Annotated in this window: 12 protein-coding genes; 3 read left to right on the forward strand and 9 right to left on the reverse strand. The window is 61.2% G+C overall.

What is annotated here, in order from left to right; translation table 11 throughout:
* Positions 1–53 precede the first annotated feature (53 nt).
* From KPHS_50350 to KPHS_50420, 8 genes are all read right to left on the reverse strand, one after another.
* The gene (locus tag KPHS_50350) at positions 54–2,060 is read right to left on the reverse strand and encodes a phosphodiesterase (RefSeq protein ID YP_005229335.1); all 2,007 of its coding nucleotides are present in this window, start codon (positions 2,058–2,060) and stop codon (positions 54–56) included.
* A 36-nt stretch (positions 2,061–2,096) separates the two neighbouring features.
* Positions 2,097–2,213: a hypothetical protein gene (locus tag KPHS_50360; RefSeq protein YP_005229336.1), complete on the reverse strand. Its 117-nt coding sequence runs from the start codon at positions 2,211–2,213 to the stop codon at positions 2,097–2,099.
* A gap of 89 nt (positions 2,214–2,302) precedes the next feature.
* A complete protein-coding gene (locus KPHS_50370; protein YP_005229337.1) occupies positions 2,303–5,779 on the reverse strand; it encodes a cellulose synthase subunit BcsC in 3,477 nt (1,158 codons plus the stop codon).
* Positions 5,761–6,870 carry an endo-1,4-D-glucanase gene (locus KPHS_50380; protein ID YP_005229338.1) on the reverse strand — a complete coding sequence of 370 codons (1,110 nt, stop codon included), beginning with the start codon at positions 6,868–6,870 and terminating at the stop codon, positions 5,761–5,763. Before KPHS_50380 ends, KPHS_50370 begins: the two co-directional genes overlap by 19 nt.
* A gap of 3 nt (positions 6,871–6,873) precedes the next feature.
* Complete coding sequence (locus tag KPHS_50390; protein YP_005229339.1) at positions 6,874–9,219, reverse strand: putative cellulose synthase; 2,346 nt, start codon at positions 9,217–9,219, stop codon at positions 6,874–6,876.
* Positions 9,220–9,229: 10 nt separating this feature from the next.
* Complete coding sequence (locus KPHS_50400) at positions 9,230–11,848, reverse strand: cellulose synthase catalytic subunit (RefSeq protein ID YP_005229340.1); 2,619 nt, start codon at positions 11,846–11,848, stop codon at positions 9,230–9,232.
* A complete protein-coding gene (locus KPHS_50410; RefSeq protein YP_005229341.1) occupies positions 11,845–12,576 on the reverse strand; it encodes a cell division protein in 732 nt (243 codons plus the stop codon). Before KPHS_50410 ends, KPHS_50400 begins: the two co-directional genes overlap by 4 nt.
* Before the next feature lie 11 nt (positions 12,577–12,587).
* The gene (locus tag KPHS_50420; RefSeq protein YP_005229342.1) at positions 12,588–12,776 is read right to left on the reverse strand and encodes a hypothetical protein; all 189 of its coding nucleotides are present in this window, start codon (positions 12,774–12,776) and stop codon (positions 12,588–12,590) included.
* Positions 12,777–12,944: 168 nt separating this feature from the next.
* On the opposite strand from KPHS_50420, the gene KPHS_50430 reads away from it, so the two are divergent.
* The 3 genes from KPHS_50430 to KPHS_50450 are packed head-to-tail and all read left to right on the forward strand — an operon-like array spanning position 12,945 to position 16,371.
* Entirely contained in the window at positions 12,945–14,498 is a 1,554-nt protein-coding gene (locus KPHS_50430; RefSeq protein ID YP_005229343.1) for a cellulose biosynthesis protein BcsE, read from the forward strand.
* Complete coding sequence (locus tag KPHS_50440) at positions 14,498–14,695, forward strand: cellulose biosynthesis protein BcsF (RefSeq protein ID YP_005229344.1); 198 nt, start codon at positions 14,498–14,500, stop codon at positions 14,693–14,695. The genes KPHS_50430 and KPHS_50440 overlap by 1 nt, the downstream gene beginning before the upstream one ends.
* Positions 14,692–16,371 (forward strand): cellulose biosynthesis protein BcsG, encoded by a 1,680-nt coding sequence (locus KPHS_50450; protein YP_005229345.1) that lies wholly within the window; start codon positions 14,692–14,694, stop codon positions 16,369–16,371. The genes KPHS_50440 and KPHS_50450 overlap by 4 nt, the downstream gene beginning before the upstream one ends.
* Positions 16,372–16,478: 107 nt before the next feature.
* Here KPHS_50450 and KPHS_50460 read toward each other — a convergent pair whose 3' ends face one another.
* Positions 16,479–17,480 (reverse strand): endo-1,4-D-glucanase, encoded by a 1,002-nt coding sequence (locus KPHS_50460; protein ID YP_005229346.1) that lies wholly within the window; start codon positions 17,478–17,480, stop codon positions 16,479–16,481.
* Positions 17,481–17,489: the final 9 nt, after the last annotated feature.

Consider the following 17,489-nt stretch of genomic DNA (forward strand, 5'->3'; position numbering starts at 1 on the left):
TGCAACGCAATTGTTAAAATCTTTGAGCTGACTCGCACAAGTCAACAAAACATTTACAAATTTTCATCCTCCCGAACCGGGGAGAGATAGCGCGCGCTGAATGCCTCCTGCGGCAAAGCGCAACCGAACAGATGGCCCTGGAGCACCTCGACGCCGGCGGCTTGCAACCAGCGGCGCTGGGCGTCGTTCTCCACCCCTTCCGCCACGATACGCAGCGACAGGCCGCGCGCGAGCTGGATCATCGCCGGCACCATGCTGACATCCTCCGGCAGCATATCGATGAATACCTTATCAATTTTCAGAATATCCACCGGCAGGGCCTTCATCTGCTGTAGCTGGTGCAACCCGGCATAACCCATGCCAAAATCATCCAGCGCAATCTGCACCCCGGCCTCGCGCAGCGGGCGCAACCGGGCCATCACATCCTGCGGATCGTCCATCCGGCAGCTCTCCGTCACCTCGAGGATGAGGGTACCCGGGGCGATGCGGTAGCGGGCGATCAGCTTCAGCATCTCCTCGCCGCGGTCATGCTCCAGCAGCTGGAGCAGCGAAACATTAACCGACAGCGGCAGCATAATCCCCTGGCTTTGCCAGGCCGCCAGCTGGCGGCAGGCCTCTTCCATTACCCAGTAGCCGACCGGGATAATCAGCCCGCAGGACTCAATGCGCTCAATCAGCGCCGGCGGTAGCGACCAGCTGCCATCCGCCTGCCGCTGGCGCAGCAGTACCTCGGCGCCGCAGATCTCGCCGCTGGCGCAGGCCACCTGCGGCTGCAGCCAGATCGCGAACTGCTGGTTATCGAGCGCGGTCATAATGTCGTGCTCTTCCATCAGGCGGCGCTGAGCCTTTTCCATCTGCTCGGGATCGAAGAACTCGATCTGGTTTTTGCCTTTACGTCGTGCGGTGACGGCGGCCGACACCGCGCGCCGGTAAAACTGCTCGGCGCTGAGCCCGGCGTGGAACATGGCGATCCCGACGCTGGCGTAGGGCCGCAGCTGCAGCCCATGCAGCGGTAAACGCTCATTAATAATAGTGAGCACTTGCTTACTTAACGTCACCGCCTGCCACGGTTCGGCAAGGCCATCGGCGAGAATCGCGAAGTCATACCCGCTCACCTGAGCCAGCACCATCTGCGGCGGGATCGCGGCCCGCAGCTTCTCCACCAGCGTCAGGAGCAGCATTTCGCGCTGACTCTCCTTGAGGACCCCGGCGGCGTCCTGCAGGGTTTCACAGGCGACGACGATCAGCGCGGCGCTCTGCGGGCGGGCCACCGTCTGCTCCAGCATCGCCAGCAAAAAGGCTTTATTCGGCAGCTCGGAGACCGGGAAGCGGGTCGACTGGATGGACAGCTCATCATGCTGGCGGACCAGGCTCTGCTGGTTGCGGTTATAGCTGCGCACCAGCATACCGATCTCGTCGTCATGGTGCAGGCGCGGGAGGGTCAGCTGATGGCCAAGACGCTCCTGCTGGGAGAGATCGTTCAGCTCGCGGGCGATACGCCGCAGAGGGCGAACCATCAGCCGGTTGATGCACCAGGTGAGCGCCACCGTCAGCATCAGCACCAGAAGTAAGTAAGCAGTCACTAACGTGGCAAGGGCGCTCATGACGAATTTATACATGCGATAGGAGTCGGCCTGCAGCACCAGATAGGCCAGCGGCTGCGGGTTGGCCGGCCGCTCCAGCGAATAAATGGGCAGCGAAATCTGCACCGGCAGCTCAAACAGCCGGGTGACGGTTACCGGCACCGGCCGCTCGGGGATAAATCGCATCCGCAGCGCCTGGAACTGGTTCGGCAATACCACATCCGCCCGGCTGACGATGCCAGCAGGCTGGATACGGCTTAAAATGGCTTCCGCTTCCGGAATATCGGCTTTCAGAATAGCCGCAGACAGCGGTTCGCGAACGGATCGCGCGATACTTTCTAACTGCGTGGCCGTGGTAAAGCGACTCTGTTGCACAAAGTGAAACAGCAAAATAGTGCAAAAAACCAATACAAAGGCCATGGACACGCTCGCGACCATCGCCATCTGTTTGATTGTAAGTGAACGGCTGACGCGCAACGGTGTTCTCCACTGATACTGAATACATACCCGGTATCAATCCTTCAATCCCGGTCGTTTCAGGCTGATTATATACTTAAATCCTTCGCCCACGCCCGCGAGGGATGAAGTGACGGGATATTTCCGCGCGGTGGCGCGGACGCCGGGATACATCCCCGACGGCCAACGGTGGGCAACGCCTCACGAGTATACGCGAAGCGCGTCGCGGAGTGGCGCTCTGTAACGTAATTCAGCCTATTCTGCTACCAGTCGGCGTAGGGCACCAGCGGCTGGGGCGGCATATCCAGATCCCCCTGCCAGCCGGCCGCCGAGTAGCGGACGTAAAGCAGCGCATGGCTCGGGGTGTAATCCTTCGCCTGCTGAATATCGACCGCGGCGCCGACGAACCAGTTGCTGGTCACCCGCCGCTCCACCAGCGCTCTGGCGGTGTAACCGAATCCATGGCTGCTGCTTCCCTCCTCCGTCAGCTCGCTGGCGCGCTGCCGGTAGTCGGACGGGATCAGGTTCAGCAGCGGATAGCGGGCTTGCGTCTGGGTGCGCGAATGGGACCATGACACCGACCCGCCGAGCTCCCAGGACCAGTTCTCGGTGCGCTGACGCCAGGTCACCGGCACGGCGAACGAGAGATACTCCTGTGGGCTGTAATAGCCGCCCTGGCCGAGGGTGTAGCCGCTGAGATCTTTGTCGTAGTGCCAGATCATATTGTTGAGGCCGACGGTGACGCGACGATTATTCTCGTTGATGACCTTGTAGTAGTACCCGGTCATCCAGCGCACGCGCCAGTTATCCGCCACGTTTTTACCGGTCAGCGAGTCGGCGCCCAGCGAGGACCAGATGCCGTGAGCCTCCCCGCGATCGTAGCTCAGGCTCAGGCCGCCGCCGTCGGCGCGGACGCCGCCCCAGGTGGCGCCGGTATGGCTGCTGCTGTCCTTCTGCCCGCCAAAGGAGAGCAGCGAGCTGGAGATAGGCCGCCGGTGGACGTTGACCGTGTACCCCACCGGCCCGACGTCGCTGCTGTAGCTCAGCCCCCCCACCACATCGACGACATTGAAGCCCATCGGCGTGGTGCCGATATCCCCGCTCCAGGTGTCATTCTTCCAGCCGACCGCCACGCTGGCCCCGCTGTCGGTCTGATTTTTACTGCCGCTGGTACAGGCGATCTCCCCGCAGGTGCCCCAGCTGGGCGAGTAGCTCCCGTCGCTGTGGGTGGAAAAGCTGCCGGCATCCATATTGACCAGATCGGTGCGAAAGAACATCCGGCCATCCGCCAGCGGAGCATCCACCTGCAGCATGGTGGTATGCGCCTTCAGGTCGGAATAGCCGCCGGTGCCGCTGGAACCCCAGAAGTCATGTTCCAGGGTGACGTTCAGATCCTGCTGACGATAAAGGTCGGCGGCATCGCTGCGGATCCCACGCTTCAGCCAGTCATCATGGCTGTCGTTGCGCGTCAGCCGCGTAAAAGTATCGTTATCCTGCGGCTGCGCGGGGGTAATGCCGGAGGCCACCATCGCTTCCCGGTAGTGCGTCAGCGCCTGCTGCGGCGCCCCGCTCTGGGTGGCAAAGCGCGCAGCATCGCGCAGCACCAGCGCGCTCTCCATCGAGGGCGGCTGCGCCTTCGCCTGCGGCACAATCTGATTAAAAATCCGTTGCGCGTCAGCGGTATCGCCAAGGCCAGCTCGCGCCAGCGCCACCCGCCGCTGCATGTTCATGGATTCGGTCTCTGCGCCTTTCAGCTGCATGACCTGCGCCCGGGCGGCCGGTTTATCGCCCTCGGCCAGGTAGACTTCCGCAAGGCCGAGGCGCGCATCGCCGTTGTCGGCCTCCTGACGCAGCACCCGCTGATAGTCGGCAATCGCCGTCTGGCTGTCGCCGCGCTGCTGCGCCCAGTCGGCCAGCGTCAGATCATAGCGCACCGAGGCGGGTTGCCGTTTGATGAGGGCGATCGCCTGCGCTTCGTCGCCGCTGTCGCGCAGCTGGTTGGCCTGGCGCAGCACCCGGTCGCTTTGCAGGCGCGCTTCGAGTTCACGAATGTTATCCGTCCACGCGCTGCGCGGCAGAGCGGCGATTTGCGCCAGAGCCAGATCGTCCTGGTCGTTCCCCGACAGGTAGAGTCCCGAGGCGTAGACCCGTTCGGCGTCCTGCGGCTGGCGGTTGACCATCGTCCGCATCAGCGCGTCGGCCTCCTGGCGTTCGCCAGCGCTGACCAGATCCCGCGCCAGACGGTAGGTTATCCAGACGCTGTCCGGATCCAGCGCCAGGCGCCGACGCTGAACTTCCGCCGCCTGCGCCCAGTTGCCCTGGCTCTCCAGAGCCTGCGCCTGTTTCTCCAGCCGGTCGTTAGTCAGGCTGCGCTCAATATCATCGATACTGCGCCGCTGAGCGGGAGGGAGGCCGGCGATCCAGGCGCTGGCTTTCTCCGGCGATTCGGCGCGATAGAGGTTGGCCAGGCCGCGCACCGCCAGGTTATTGCCGCGATCCAGGCGCAACGCCTGCTGGTAATAGCGCTCCGCCGCCGCCTCTTTGCGCGCCGCCGCGACATCCCCCAGCCCCAGCACGGCATAGCTGTCGGTGCGATCGACCCGCTGCGCCTGGGCATAATAGTTCTGCGCCTGCGAAAGCTGGCCGGCTTTCAGGGCGTTATCCCCCTGCTTTATCAGCAGCCAGTAGCGGTTAGTTTGCAGCAGGCTGTCCCACTTGCCGCGGTTCGGGCTGTCAGGGTCCATGGCAATCGCTTTACTGAGCTGCGCCACTGCCCGCGCGCGGTCGCCGCGCTGGGAATAGGCCTGGCCGAGAGCGCCCACCGCGTCGCTGTCGCGGCTGTCGGCCTGAACGGCTTTCTGCAGATCCGCGACCGCCTGCGTGGTATTCCCGGACTTGACCGCCGCCAGCCCTTCCGAGCGGGCGCGGAAAGTCGGATCCTGCAGCTGCGCCTGCTGTTGGTCGAGCAGAACGCGGGCGTTCGCCGCCACCGAGCCGGTGGGAAACTGCAGAAGAAATTGCTGCAACGCCTGCACGCTGGCCTTGCTCACCGGCATGCTTTTCACCTCACTGAACCACATATCGGCGGCGATACCGCGTCCCGAGGCCGATCGGGCCATCTCCGCCAGATAGGCGAACCCCTCCTGCAGTTTGTTATCGGCGAACATCTGCTTCGCCAGCGAAGTCAGCAGGCTGACGTTGCCCGGCGCGCTGGCGTTCAGTTTTTTCAACTGGCTGACGCCTTCGCTATGGCGGGACGGCAGGCGCGCCACCAGCGTCCAGTATTCAATGGCGACGTCAACGTCATCCGGCACCCCGCCGTACAGTTTTTCATAGGCGGCGATGGCTTCATCGACCTTCCCGGCCACGCCCAGCAGTCGCGCCTGCTGCAGCGCCTGGCGGCCCTCGCCGGTGTTGCTTTTCATCTCATTGCGCGACGCCTTCAGCTCCGGGGAGTCCGGCGCCAGCTTCGTCAGTCGTTCCAGCTCTTTTTGCGCCCCGGCGGCATCCCCCTGACGCAGCAGATAGCGCATCCGCGCGGCAATCAGCTCCGGGTTGTTGGGATCAATCAGCTCCAGACGGTACAGCGACTGGCGCACCAGGTCTTCACGATTGCTGGCCTCGCCGAGGCGGACCTGCTCCAGCAGATGCTCCTGGGCAGGCGTCGTCGCCGCCTGCGCTAACGGCAGCAGCGCAACGCCGAGGGACAGCGTGAGTAAACTTAGTGAGAGCTTGCGCATTCCTGGTTCCAGTCAGGTTGTAATTCACCACTCGCCGTGAAACGAAAACGGTGTTGATCCCAACCCTGGCCGAACAGCGTCAGAACTGCGCTGTAGTAGGCATCCGCGCCGGGATAGTTATCGGCGACGCGCTGGCGTTGCACCGACCGGGCCTCGTCGTCCTGTAAAAACGGCAGCATTGCCGCGGAGAAGCCCACTGGCCCCTGACCGCTGGTTTTGCCGGTGGCGATATTCACTTTCTCCGGGGGTACTCCCTGCTCCGTGGTCTGCGCCGCCATCGGCGCGAAGCGTTGCAGCAGACGCGCTTTCTGCTTATCGCCATCATGGAGCATGCCCACCCACAAGTAGACGCGAATCGCGTCATAGCTGCCGATCGGCGGCTTTTCGGTTTTCAGCTGCCAGCCTTTCCCTTTCTCATAGCGCACCCAGTCCGGGGTAAAGCCTTTCGGCGCGGTCTCCAGCAGCAGGCGCAGGTTACTGTCGCGCAGAGCGGGCCACGGCGCGCCAAAACGCACAAAGTAGGTGGCCAGCTGCGGCGGAAGATAGCTGGGGTTAAACCGCCAGCCGCTGTCATCGGCAAAACCGACTTTTCCCGGCAGCAGCATCGTGCCGAGGCCCGGCACCGCCACCGTCTCTTCAGCGACAATCCGCGCCAGCAGGGCTTTTCCGGTCTCGGTGTACTGCGGCTGTTGCCACAGGCGGCCCGCCTCCAGCAGCGCCCAGGCTATCCACAGATCCGAGTCGGACGCCGAGTTGCTGTCCAGCAGGGTCCACTGCTCATCGTCCTTTTTGCCCCACAGCCAGCCCGGCAAATGTTGTTTCAGATCGCCTTCCGCCAGGTTGTTCTGCGTCCAGGTCAGCAGTTTGTCGAACCCTGCGCGATCGTTGGCCGCCAGGGCGAAAAACAGGCCATAGCTCTGTCCTTCCGAGGTGGAGATTTTGCGCGCATCGCTGGGGTCAATCACCCGTCCCTCGGGGCTGACGTACGCTTGTTTAAACTGCTCCCAGGCGGGCCACTGGCAGGCGGCGCCCACCTGGCCCGCCGCCAGCAGCAGCGCCGAGAGCACCGCGCCACAAAGAACTTTCATCATGGTTTACTCATCATCCAGGCTAAGACGGCGGCGGCTGATGATGCGCAGCATGCGCCACAGCACCCATGCCAGCAGCACAATGCTGATGGCAGCGAAGATCGCCAGCAGTATCGGGTGGTTAGAGAGCGCGAACCAGATGCGCTCGAACCAGGGCAGATGACCCACGTAGTAAATATCCCCCACCCGCAGACTGTTGACGCCGGATTCGCGGATCACCGCCACCGAGCCAAACATCGCTGCCCGCTTACCGCTGTCGTTGAGGGCGTTGGTCAGCAGTTCATTACCGCGCGGGCTGTCGGCCAGCAGGGCCACCACGCTGCGCTGATCGTTATACGGCGACTGGAAGCCAATCACCGCCGCCATCGGCCCGGAAGAGGTAATGTCGGTGCGGGTATTGGGCGTGCGGGCCTCATCGTCGGGATAAATGCTCGCCAGGTCATAGTGGCGCATCGGCATTTTCACCCAGCTTTTGGTCGCCTCGACCAGCAGGTTGATTTTGGTGTCGTCCTTGAGCGACGACGGGATCGCGCCGATCAGCAGCAGATCCGCGTCTTTATTCTTGATCTGGTTGCCATCGTCGGTCATTTGCAGATTAATCGCCGCCAGACCGGTCTGCGAACCGATGCCCCCCAGCGCCTGCAGCAGCGTCGCCACCTGGCCCTGGGTCGGCGCCTTCGGCACCACCACCAGCGTGTCGGAAAGGTCCGCCATACGGCTGTAAGGGAAGCCCGCATTGGCGAAGACGCGCAGGTCCGGCAGGGCGATAAAGTGATAATACTTCGAGAAGTCGATGGTCGAATCGTCGCCAATCACCACATGGTTCTGCACCGGCTGGAAGGTAATACAGTTGTCGATGGAGCCGCCGGGCATCGGGTTCATATACTGGAAGTCAAAGCGCAGCTGGTTGACCGCCCCAAGACGCAGCGCGGGGATGGTGACCTCCGATTTGCCGTCCAGCAGCCCCTGCAGCACCGGCAGGCGCAGGATCAGTTTGTTCACGTCCTGGGAGCTGTTAAGGCTGAACGACTGCAGGAACTGGTCGTTGAGGCTGATATCCATCCGCGAGCTGTCCTTCACCGGCGGCATGGTGTAGCGGTATTTCAGATCCATATCGATGCCGTTGGCCCGCAGCAGATAGAGATCCGGCGGCAGGTTAAGCGCCACGGTGATGGCATCCGGCACCAGGCCGCTGGACTGCAGCTGTTGCTCATAGGTTTTCAGCTCAGCGAAGGTGACCGAGCGGTCGGTGCGCACCCAGTTCGGCGCGTCGTAAGGCTGACGCGGCTGCAGGGTTTTGATGCCGTCCACGGTGACGCTGCTGCCGCGGAACAGAATATTGCCCTGAGCAATCCCCTTCGCCGCCAGCAGCAGGTCGTTATCATCGCGGCCGAAAATCACCAGCAGCTTGACGTAGGGATCGTTCGGGTTGTCGATCATTTCGATGGTCGGCGCCTTGACCGGCGGATGATCGCGCAGGAAGTCCGGACGCTTGTCGTTGGTGGCGAAGACAATGGCGTTACGATCCGGCAGTTCATTGAAATAGACCGGGAACTGCTGGCCGCGCCAGCCGGCCTTGCTGCCGAACCAGGAGGCGACTATCGCCGCCGCCTGCTGCTGGGTGACCGCTGGCGAGCCCGGGAAAATCATCGGCAGCTTCAGCGGGCGGTTATCGCGCGGATCGTAGAACGGCACCGGGAAGTGTGACAGATCGTTATTTACCTTCAGCGACTGGTAGGTGAGATCCAGATAGCTTTCGCGTCCGACGTCCAGCCACAGCGTACTGCTGGCCGGGTTTTCGCAGACGTCGCGGTAGTGGCCGACAAACTCCAGCCGTACGCGGTTGAAGTCGGTGATGTACAGCGGGTCAATCGGCAGCTGCGCGCGGATCTTTTTCCCCAGCTGCTCTTTAGTGACGGGCAGGACGCCCATCAGCTCATCGTTAAGATAGACCTTCAACTGCGACTGCACGGGCAGCAGCGAGGGCGATGGGGTGTATTCCAGATTGAGCAGCGCGTTGGCGACCAGCTCATCGCTGCGCATGCCGAATTCGACCGACGCGTCAGGCCGTGAGCCGCGCAGCACGATGCTGCCGGGCGGCGGCGCGATGGTGGCAAAGCTCAGCTTCACCTCCCGCTGCGGCACGTTCTCGGCCACCGCCGCCGGAGCGGTCGGTTCGGCGAGGGTCGCCGTCGGCTCGCCCACCACGATCGGCGCAGCCGGGGTCGCGGCCTGCGGCTGAACGCCAGGGGCAGCGTTCGCCACCGCGGCCGGCGCCGCGTAAGAGGCCAGTGGATACCAGCTGCACATGCCCACCGCTACTGCACACATCCAGGAAAGTTTTCTTTTCATCGCATTATCATCATTGTTGAGCCATTGCCGGGTCTGCGGAGAGCGTCGGCGCGGCGCGTTCAGGGCGTCGGGGTACAAACGACGCTATCCAGGCCACCAGCGAAGTGAGCGCGCGGAAAACCACCTTCACCGACGGCGGCGAAAACTCCGCCAGGTGACGATAGCCACGAAAGCCCAGCTTGAGGATATCCAGCAGGCTTTCCATCGGCTTATCTTCCGGGAAGCTATCCTGCCAAAGCGCCCACGTATCAGCGCGGGCAAACGTACACTGCACAAAATCGATATGCTGCTGGTTGGTTAACGGCAGCAGCTGGAGCCCCACTTCGCTGCCGTTGACCCGCGCGACCCTGACCGGGAAGGCATACTCCTGCTGTCCCCGTTTGAGCAGCAGCCTGGCGTTCTGGCCTTCCAGCACCTGCGCGTCGCCGTTAATTTTGATCCCCAGTCCGCCGTCGGAATAGTCGTGGACGGTGCAGGAGAACAGGTGGCCATCTTCGCGGGCGATAGCCGCCGGCATGCTCATTTCGACACGGTGCGAACGGCGAACCTGCTTGCTTTCAACCGAGACCGCCACCGCGCCGCCAAGAATAATCAGGTTGTAGAATACCCAGACAATACTCACCCAGACGGTGAGGATTTCATTTTCCGGGCCGTACATGAAGCGCCAGATCCCCACCGCGACGCCGACCAGATTGAGCAGCACCAGGTAGATATAGGGCCGGGAGATCACCCAGTCGACATACTCCTCTTCCACCAGCCCGCCCTTCGCGGTGACGTTGAACTTGCCTTTATGCGGGTTGATCAGCGCCACAAAAGTGGGCGGCGCGATATACCAGGCCAGCACCGTCTCGTAAATTTCACTCCAGAACGAATGGCGATATTTGCCCTGAATCTTCGAGTTGGTCAGGCTGGCGTGGATCATGTGCGGCAACACGAATAGCGCGATCATCAGCGCTGGCGCATAAATGATATAGGCATGGAGCAGCAAAAAGGCCAGCGGCGCCGTGAGGAAGATGAGGCGCGGAATACCGGAGAGAAAGTGAAGCATGGCGTTGGCGTAGCAGACGCGCTGCACCAGCTTCAGGCCTTTGCCAAACAGCGGATTATCGAGGCGGAATATCTGCACCATCCCGCGCGCCCAGCGGATGCGCTGGCCGATATGCGCGGATAAACTCTCCGTCGCCAGCCCCGCCGCCTGCGGAATACGCATATAGGCGGAGGTATATCCCCGCCGGTGCAGACGCAGCGAGGTGTGGGCATCTTCGGTCACCGTTTCGACGGCTATCCCGCCAATTTCATCCAGCGGGCCGCGGCGGATAACGGCGCAGGAGCCGCAGAAGAAGGTGGCGTCCCACATGTCGTTCCCGTCCTGCACCAGGCCGTAGAATAGCGTCCCTTCGTTCGGCGTTTTGCGAAAACGACCAAGGTTGCGCTCAAAGGGATCGGGCGAGAAGAAGTGGTGCGGGGTCTGCATCATCGCCAGCTCTTTCTCTTTCAGGAACCAGCCCATGGTCATCTGCAGAAACGAGCGCGTCGGCACATGGTCGCAGTCAAAGATCGAAACGAACTCCCCTTTGGCATATTTCAGCGCATTATTGATGTTGCCGGCCTTGGCGTGTTCGTGGCTGGTGCGGGCGATATAGTGCACCCCAACATCTTTGGCAAACTGGCGAAACGCTTCCCGTCCGCCGTCGTCGAGGATCCAGATGTTCAGCTTGTCCTTCGGCCAGTCGATGCCCTGCGAGGCGTAAATGGTGTTTTTCACCACGTTGAGATCTTCGTTATAGGTGGGGACGAAGATGTCCACAGTTGGCCACAAATCCATGTCCTCCGGCAGCGGCACCGGCTGGCGATTCAGCGGCCAGACCACCTGGAAGTAGCCCAGCACCAGCACCACCCAGGCGTAGGTCTCTGCGAACAGCAGAATGATCCCGCACACCAGACTTACCGGGTCGTTCCAGTTCAGCGTCGAGGTATAGCGCCACCAGATATAGCGGCACGACACCGTCAGCGACAGCACGATCAGCATCAGCGCCGAGAAACGGCCCGGGATGCGTCGCACCAGCAGCGCCACGCCCCACAGCAGCATCAGGAAGATAAACTGCGACAGCGGGTTAAAGGGCTGCGTAATACACATCAGCGCCAGCACCAGCGAGCAGAAGGTCACCCCCCCAAGGATCGCCCGGCGCAGTTTAGGATTGAGGTGCGCCAGCTCTTTCTGTTTATCCAGATGGCCGGTCCGGGCGTTCATCTGCTCAGGCAATTTTTCCAGCCACTGCGTATAGCGACCGTGCACCCCTTCCAGCGCCGCCAGCGAACGCCAGTTGACCTTTTTCTCCGGCTCCGGCACGCGCGTCGTCAGTAACCACAGGGATTGCAGCAGGTAGCGCAGCGGATCCAGCGGACGCGGGCGATGCGGATTTATGTGGGGAAAATAGGTTTCATGGCGGGCCAGAATCGCCTGCCAGCGCGGCGTCTCCAGCGGCATCAGCGCCCAGACCAGCGACGCCCACAGACAGCCAAGCGACGCCGACAGCCACGAAGCGCCGTGCTGCCGATAGTCATCATAGCGCGCACGCAGCCGCTCCCCCACCGGCGGGGCCAGCAGCAGCGTACTGAGGCGGATCATGCCGCTCTCCCGGCGGAATAGTGGATCAGGCACCAGTTCGCCAGGGTCAGCACCTCTTCCGCCGCCAGCGAATCCTGACGATACTCCCCAAGAGGTTGTTTCGCCGCCAGGCACTCGGCCATCGCCTCGTCGCGGTGAATCGTCACCGGCAGGATGCGCGGCTGGCTCTCCAGCCACAGCTGGTAGAGATCTTCCTGCAGCTGGCTGCCGACCCGCAGATCGTTAATCAGAATATCGCCGTTGGCCGGGAGGGGCTGCTGGTGTAGACGGATATGGCTATTGGCGTCGGGATGAACCACCACCAGCGAGCGATCGCAAAGCGTCAGCAGCTCGCGAGTCAACGGCGAATAACCCGCCGGCAGATCCAGCAGCAGCCAGCGGTACTGGCCCTGTAGCTGCTGTACTGCCTCCGCTATCGCCCCCAGGGTGGGCTGCAGCTGGTCGACATTTTCTCTTTCGCCGGCGCTGAGCTGGCCAAACGGCAGTAGATCGATATGCTGCGTATAGCGCAAGCCCGCGTCACGCCAGTCCCGGCCGTCGAGCAGCGCCCGCGCCCAGCCGTCCTGATGATGGATATCGGTATTAAAGAAAAAGCGCAGCATATTATCCGGGCTGGCGTCGATCGCCAGCACGCTTTCACCGAGCAATTGCAGGGCCCAGGCGAGTGCAGCCGTAATGGACGTGACGCCAGTTCCCCCGCGCACGCCCTGTAATCCCAGAATAGCCATCTCCGGCTTCCTTATTTTTTCTCTGCAAACTCTGCCAGCAGCGGCCAGCGCTTCAGCGCCGCGTTCAGCTGTTCGCGCCTGGAAATATCATGATAATCAATATCCGGCAGGGAAAATGCCCGGCTAAGCGCCAGAAAATCATTTTGAAAGGTGTACCCCAGCGTGGCGTCCGTGGGTACCGCAGGATCTTTTGCTGGCATATCTCTGTCCGTTCGAAATTTATTATTAAACCAGAGGACGTATACAGCTCATCCTTAAAAGCAGGTGTACATGCTAAAACTGATGACCTTTAATTTCAATGTTAGGTTTACTCTGTCGGTTTCGCTAGTAAACTTATTCAGTGTCAATCAGGGCGCACGAGGGATGCCGTGGATAATGTATTTACTTTGGGTATTTCATCATTATGGGATGAAGTGTGCCATATGCCGGTCGGCGGAGTATGGTGGCTCAACGTCGACCGTTATGCCGATGCCGTCAGCCTGTTTAATCAGACGCTGGCCGCGCAGGCGAAAAACAGCCACGTTGCCGCGCTGGTTATGGGAAACAAACCCAAGGATATCATTTCCTTAGATCATACTCACGGTCCGGATAATATCGCGCTGTTCACCCTGCCGAATCGCCCGCAGGCGCTGGAGGAAATACACCGCGATTTAGTCTGCTCCCTCGAACCTGGCAATTATTTGTTTATTCTGCTATGCGCTGAAAATGCCTGGCAAAATATAAATAATGAAAAGTTATGCGCCTGGGTAGAAAAGACCAGCCGCTGGGCGCAATATCACCGTTGCGCGTTCTTAGCGATCAATTCCGCGCAGGATATCGATCGGCAGCTGACTCCCTTATTACGTGAGTACCGCTCCCTTTCCGGACTGGCAAGTATTCGTTACCAGGGCGACCGGCATATCTTTGATATTGCCTGGTGGGGAAGCGATAAGGGTATCAGCGCCCAACAGCAGCTGATGGTGCAACATGATGACGCCGGCTGGCGATTAGCGCAGGACGCTGAAACCAGCGTGCAGCCGCGCAGCGACGAAAAAGCGATCCTCAGCCATGTGCGCGTGCTGGAAGGCGCCCCGCCGCTGTCGGAATACTGGACGCTGTTTGACACCAACGACGAGGTCTTCAACGCCGGGCGCACCGCGCAAGCGGCGACGATCCTCTTCTCCATTACCCAAAATACGCAAATTGAACAGCTGGGCCGCTATATTCATACCCTGCGTCGCCAGCGCGGTACGGCGCTGAAAATCATCGTCCGTGAACAAACCCCGAGCCTGCGCGCGACCGATGAGCGGCTACTGCTCAGCAGCGGCGCCAGCCTGGTGATCCCCAGCAGCGCATCGCTCTCCCGCTGCCTGACGCTAATCGAAAGCGTACAGAACCAAAAGTTCTCCCGCCATATCCCGGAAGATTTTGCCACCCTGCTGACCTGGAGCCAGCCGTTAAAGCTGCGCGGCTACCAGAAGTGGGATGCCTTCTGCGAAGCGGTGCACAACGTGATGACCAATACCCTGCTTCCACCCGACAGCAAAGGCGTGATGGTGGCCCTGCGCCCGGCGCCGGGGCTGCGCGTTGAGCAGGCGCTGACGTTATGCAAACCTAACCGGATGGGCGACATCATGACCATCGGCAATAACCGGCTGGTGCTGTTTTTGTCGTTTTGCCGGATCAATGACCTCGATACCGCGCTAAACCACATTTTCCCGCTGCCGACCGGCGATATTTTTTCTAACCGTATGGTGTGGTTTGAGGACAAGCAAATCCTCTCGGAAATCGTAATCATGCGCGGCGTCGAGCCGGCGCGCTGGAACACGCCGCTGCCTCTCTCGGTCGGTAAAAACGAGACCATTAACGCCACCCACGATGGACGCCACTGGCGACGCTACCCCGAACCACACCGGTTAACCACCCGCGAGGAGCAAGCCTGATGATGTCTCTCGCCGATATTCTGCAACTGGTGGTGCTCTGCGCCCTGCTGTTTTTTCCGCTGGGCTACCTGACGCGCCACTATCAGCGCCGGATCCGCACGACGTTAAGACTGATGTTCTTTAAACCCCGTTACGTGAAACCGGCAGGGGTATTACGCCGGGGAACAACGGTTAAGCAAGGCAAAGCGAACAAATGACAAATAAAAAAACGACCGCGGCACCGCTTCCGCTCTGGCAGTACTGGCGCGGCCTTGGCGGCTGGAACTTCTACTTTCTGGTCAAGTTTGCCCTGCTGTGGGCCGGGTATCTCAATTTCCATCCGATGCTGAACCTGGTATTTCTCGCCTTTCTGCTGGTGCCGATCCCGCGCGAAAAGCTACACCGTATCCGCCACTGGATCGCTATTCCGCTGGGATTCGCGCTGTTCTGGCACGATACCTGGCTGCCCGGGCCAGAGTCGATTTTTAGCCAGGGGTCGCAAATCGCCGGCTTCAGCGCCAGCTATATCTGGGATCTGATTGTCCGCTTTATCAACTGGAGCATGGTTGGCGCCTTCTTTGTTTTGCTGGTGCTATGGTTGTTTATCAGCCAGTGGCTGCGCGTCACCGTGTTTGTCTCGGCAATGGTCGTCTGGCTGGCGGTCAGCCCGCTGCTGCCGGCCTTTACCCTATGGCCCTCCGGTCAGCCCACCACGGCCGCCGCCACGACCGCACAGGCCAATACCGGGGCCAACGCCGCCGCTGGCGCCGCGTCCAGCCCCGCCAACAGCGATATTCCGCCGCAGACCGAGCCGCCGACCTCAGCCAACCTGACCAACTGGCTGAACGCTTTCTATGCCGCCGAGCAGAAGCGCAAGACGCCGTTCCCGGACCAGCTGCCGGCGGATGCGCAGCCGTTTGACCTGCTGGTGATCAACATCTGCTCCCTCTCCTGGTCGGATATTGAAGCCGCCGGTCTGATGGATCATCCGCTATGGAAGCACTTTGATATTGTCTTCAAAAACTTTAACTCCGCGACCTCCTACAGCGGCCCGGCGGCGGTGCGCCTGCTGCGCGCCAGCTGCGGCCAGCTGTCGCATACTAACCTGTATCAGCCGTCCGGCGCCGACTGCTACCTGTTTGAAAACCTGGCGAAGCTCGGCTTCAACCAGCAGCTGATGCTCGGCCATAACGGTCTGTTCGGCGACTTCCTGAAAGAGCTGCGTTCGCTGGGCGGTATGCAGAGTCCGCTGATGGACCAGACCGGCCTGCCGGTCAGCCTGCAGGCGTTTGACGGCTCCCCGGTGTATAAGGATCTGGCGGTCCTCAACCGCTGGCTGAAGACCGAAGAGGCCAGCAGCAATCCGCGGAACGCCACCTTCTATAACACCCTGCCGCTGCATGACGGCAACCACTTCCCGGGACAAAGCAAAACCGCAGACTACAAAGTGCGGGCGCAGAAGCTGTTTGATGACCTGGATAACTTCTTCACCGAGCTGGAGAAATCGGGGCGGAAAGTGATGGTGGTGGTGGTGCCGGAACACGGCGGCGCGCTGAAGGGCGATAAGATGCAGGTATCTGGCCTGCGCGATATTCCAAGCCCGTCGATCACTAACGTCCCGACGGCGGTGAAATTCTTCGGCATGAAGGCGCCGCATGAAGGGGCGCCGATTATCATCGATCAGCCCAGCAGTTATCTGGCGGTGTCGGAGCTGGTGGTGCGCGCCCTCGACGGCAAAATGTTCAGCGAGGACAGCGTCAACTGGCAGCAGTATGTCGCCAACCTGCCGCAGAGCGCGGCGGTGTCCGAGAACGCCAACGCCATCGTCATCCAGTATCAGGGCAAGCCTTATGTCCAGCTGAATGGCGGTAGCTGGGTGCCTTATCCGCAATAAGCGACAAGGCCGCCTATGTTGGCGGCCTTACATCGTGAGACGTTCCCATTCCACCTTCTCAGCCCGCAGGCATACGGGCGGGGAAGGCGGCAAATCAATCACCGTATTTAGCGCTGATCCTGTTTCGCCAGCCAGACCAACAGCTTGAGGCTGGCAGAGTAATAATCATCCTTGTCGTCAATCTGCGGCGCCTCCTGCGGTTCACCCAGCGTCAGATCGCGCACCGCCAACAGGCCGCCGGCCATATACCAGGGGGCCACCTCGTTGGTGCTGACGTTGATCCACGCCGGGGTTTGCAGGCGCGGGTAACTCTGCATCCAGGCCTTCCAGGGCGCGAGCAAGGCGCTGTGCGGATCGGCCCACGAGAGATACAGCGGGATACGGATCGCATCGAAACTCATCCGCGGCGGCCACTCTTTGGCTGGCAGCATCTTGCCATCCGCCCGCAGCGCCACCCAGTCGCTGGGTAGATGTGATTTCCCCCAGCCCATCTGCCCCAGCAGCGCCTGTCCGTCGCTCTGCAATGTCCGCCAGGCGGTGAGATGCGTCCGCTCCGCGAAGGCGCGCCAGGCCGGGAAGATGAAATAGGAAGGGTTAAGGTTCAGGTGATCATTGAGGTTGAACCCTTTCACGCCCGGGAGCATCACCTGGCGACCGGCGAAAGTCACCACCGTAGACTTCAGCAGGGCGGCGGTGATGGCGTCAGAGGCAATCGCATAGCGCTTATCCTGCCACTGCTTTTGCGCGCGCAGCAGCGCCCAGGCGATCAGGGTATCGCCATCGGAGGCGTTGTTTTTATCGGCGATAGGGTCCGGCGCCACCGGGTTATAGCGCCAGTAAAACAACCCGTTAGACTTGTTGCGCAGGGTGTTGTCCGTCCACTGCCACAGCTTGTCGAACGCCGGACGATCGTTATTCGCCACCGCCAGGAGCATGGCGAAGCCCTGACCTTCCGTATGCGACACATTGCCATTGGCGGTATCAATGATACGACCATCCGGCATCATAAAACGGGCCTTATAGCGCTCCCAGGCCGTATCCGCCCACGCCCTGGGCACCAGCATCACTACCGTTGTCACTATCACCGCCACTAAAGCACGCAGGGGCATAAATTCACT

This window comes from Klebsiella pneumoniae subsp. pneumoniae HS11286 (assembly GCF_000240185.1).
In the GTDB taxonomy this organism is placed as follows: domain Bacteria; phylum Pseudomonadota; class Gammaproteobacteria; order Enterobacterales; family Enterobacteriaceae; genus Klebsiella; species Klebsiella pneumoniae.

Bases quoted from the DNA above. Each gene is read 5' to 3' on its own strand.
- KPHS_50460 (YP_005229346.1), bottom strand. From the start codon at position 17,480: ATGCCCCTGCGTGCTTTAGTGGCGGTGATAGTGACAACGGTAGTGATG.
- KPHS_50420 (YP_005229342.1), bottom strand. From the start codon at position 12,776: ATGCCAGCAAAAGATCCTGCGGTACCCACGGACGCCACGCTGGGGTAC.
- KPHS_50400 (YP_005229340.1), bottom strand. From the start codon at position 11,848: ATGATCCGCCTCAGTACGCTGCTGCTGGCCCCGCCGGTGGGGGAGCGG.
- KPHS_50440 (YP_005229344.1), top strand. From the start codon at position 14,498: ATGATGTCTCTCGCCGATATTCTGCAACTGGTGGTGCTCTGCGCCCTG.
- KPHS_50380 (YP_005229338.1), bottom strand. From the start codon at position 6,870: ATGATGAAAGTTCTTTGTGGCGCGGTGCTCTCGGCGCTGCTGCTGGCG.
- KPHS_50410 (YP_005229341.1), bottom strand. From the start codon at position 12,576: ATGGCTATTCTGGGATTACAGGGCGTGCGCGGGGGAACTGGCGTCACG.
- KPHS_50370 (YP_005229337.1), bottom strand. From the start codon at position 5,779: ATGCGCAAGCTCTCACTAAGTTTACTCACGCTGTCCCTCGGCGTTGCG.
- KPHS_50390 (YP_005229339.1), bottom strand. From the start codon at position 9,219: ATGAAAAGAAAACTTTCCTGGATGTGTGCAGTAGCGGTGGGCATGTGC.
- KPHS_50360 (YP_005229336.1), bottom strand. From the start codon at position 2,213: ATGTATCCCGGCGTCCGCGCCACCGCGCGGAAATATCCCGTCACTTCA.
- KPHS_50450 (YP_005229345.1), top strand. From the start codon at position 14,692: ATGACAAATAAAAAAACGACCGCGGCACCGCTTCCGCTCTGGCAGTAC.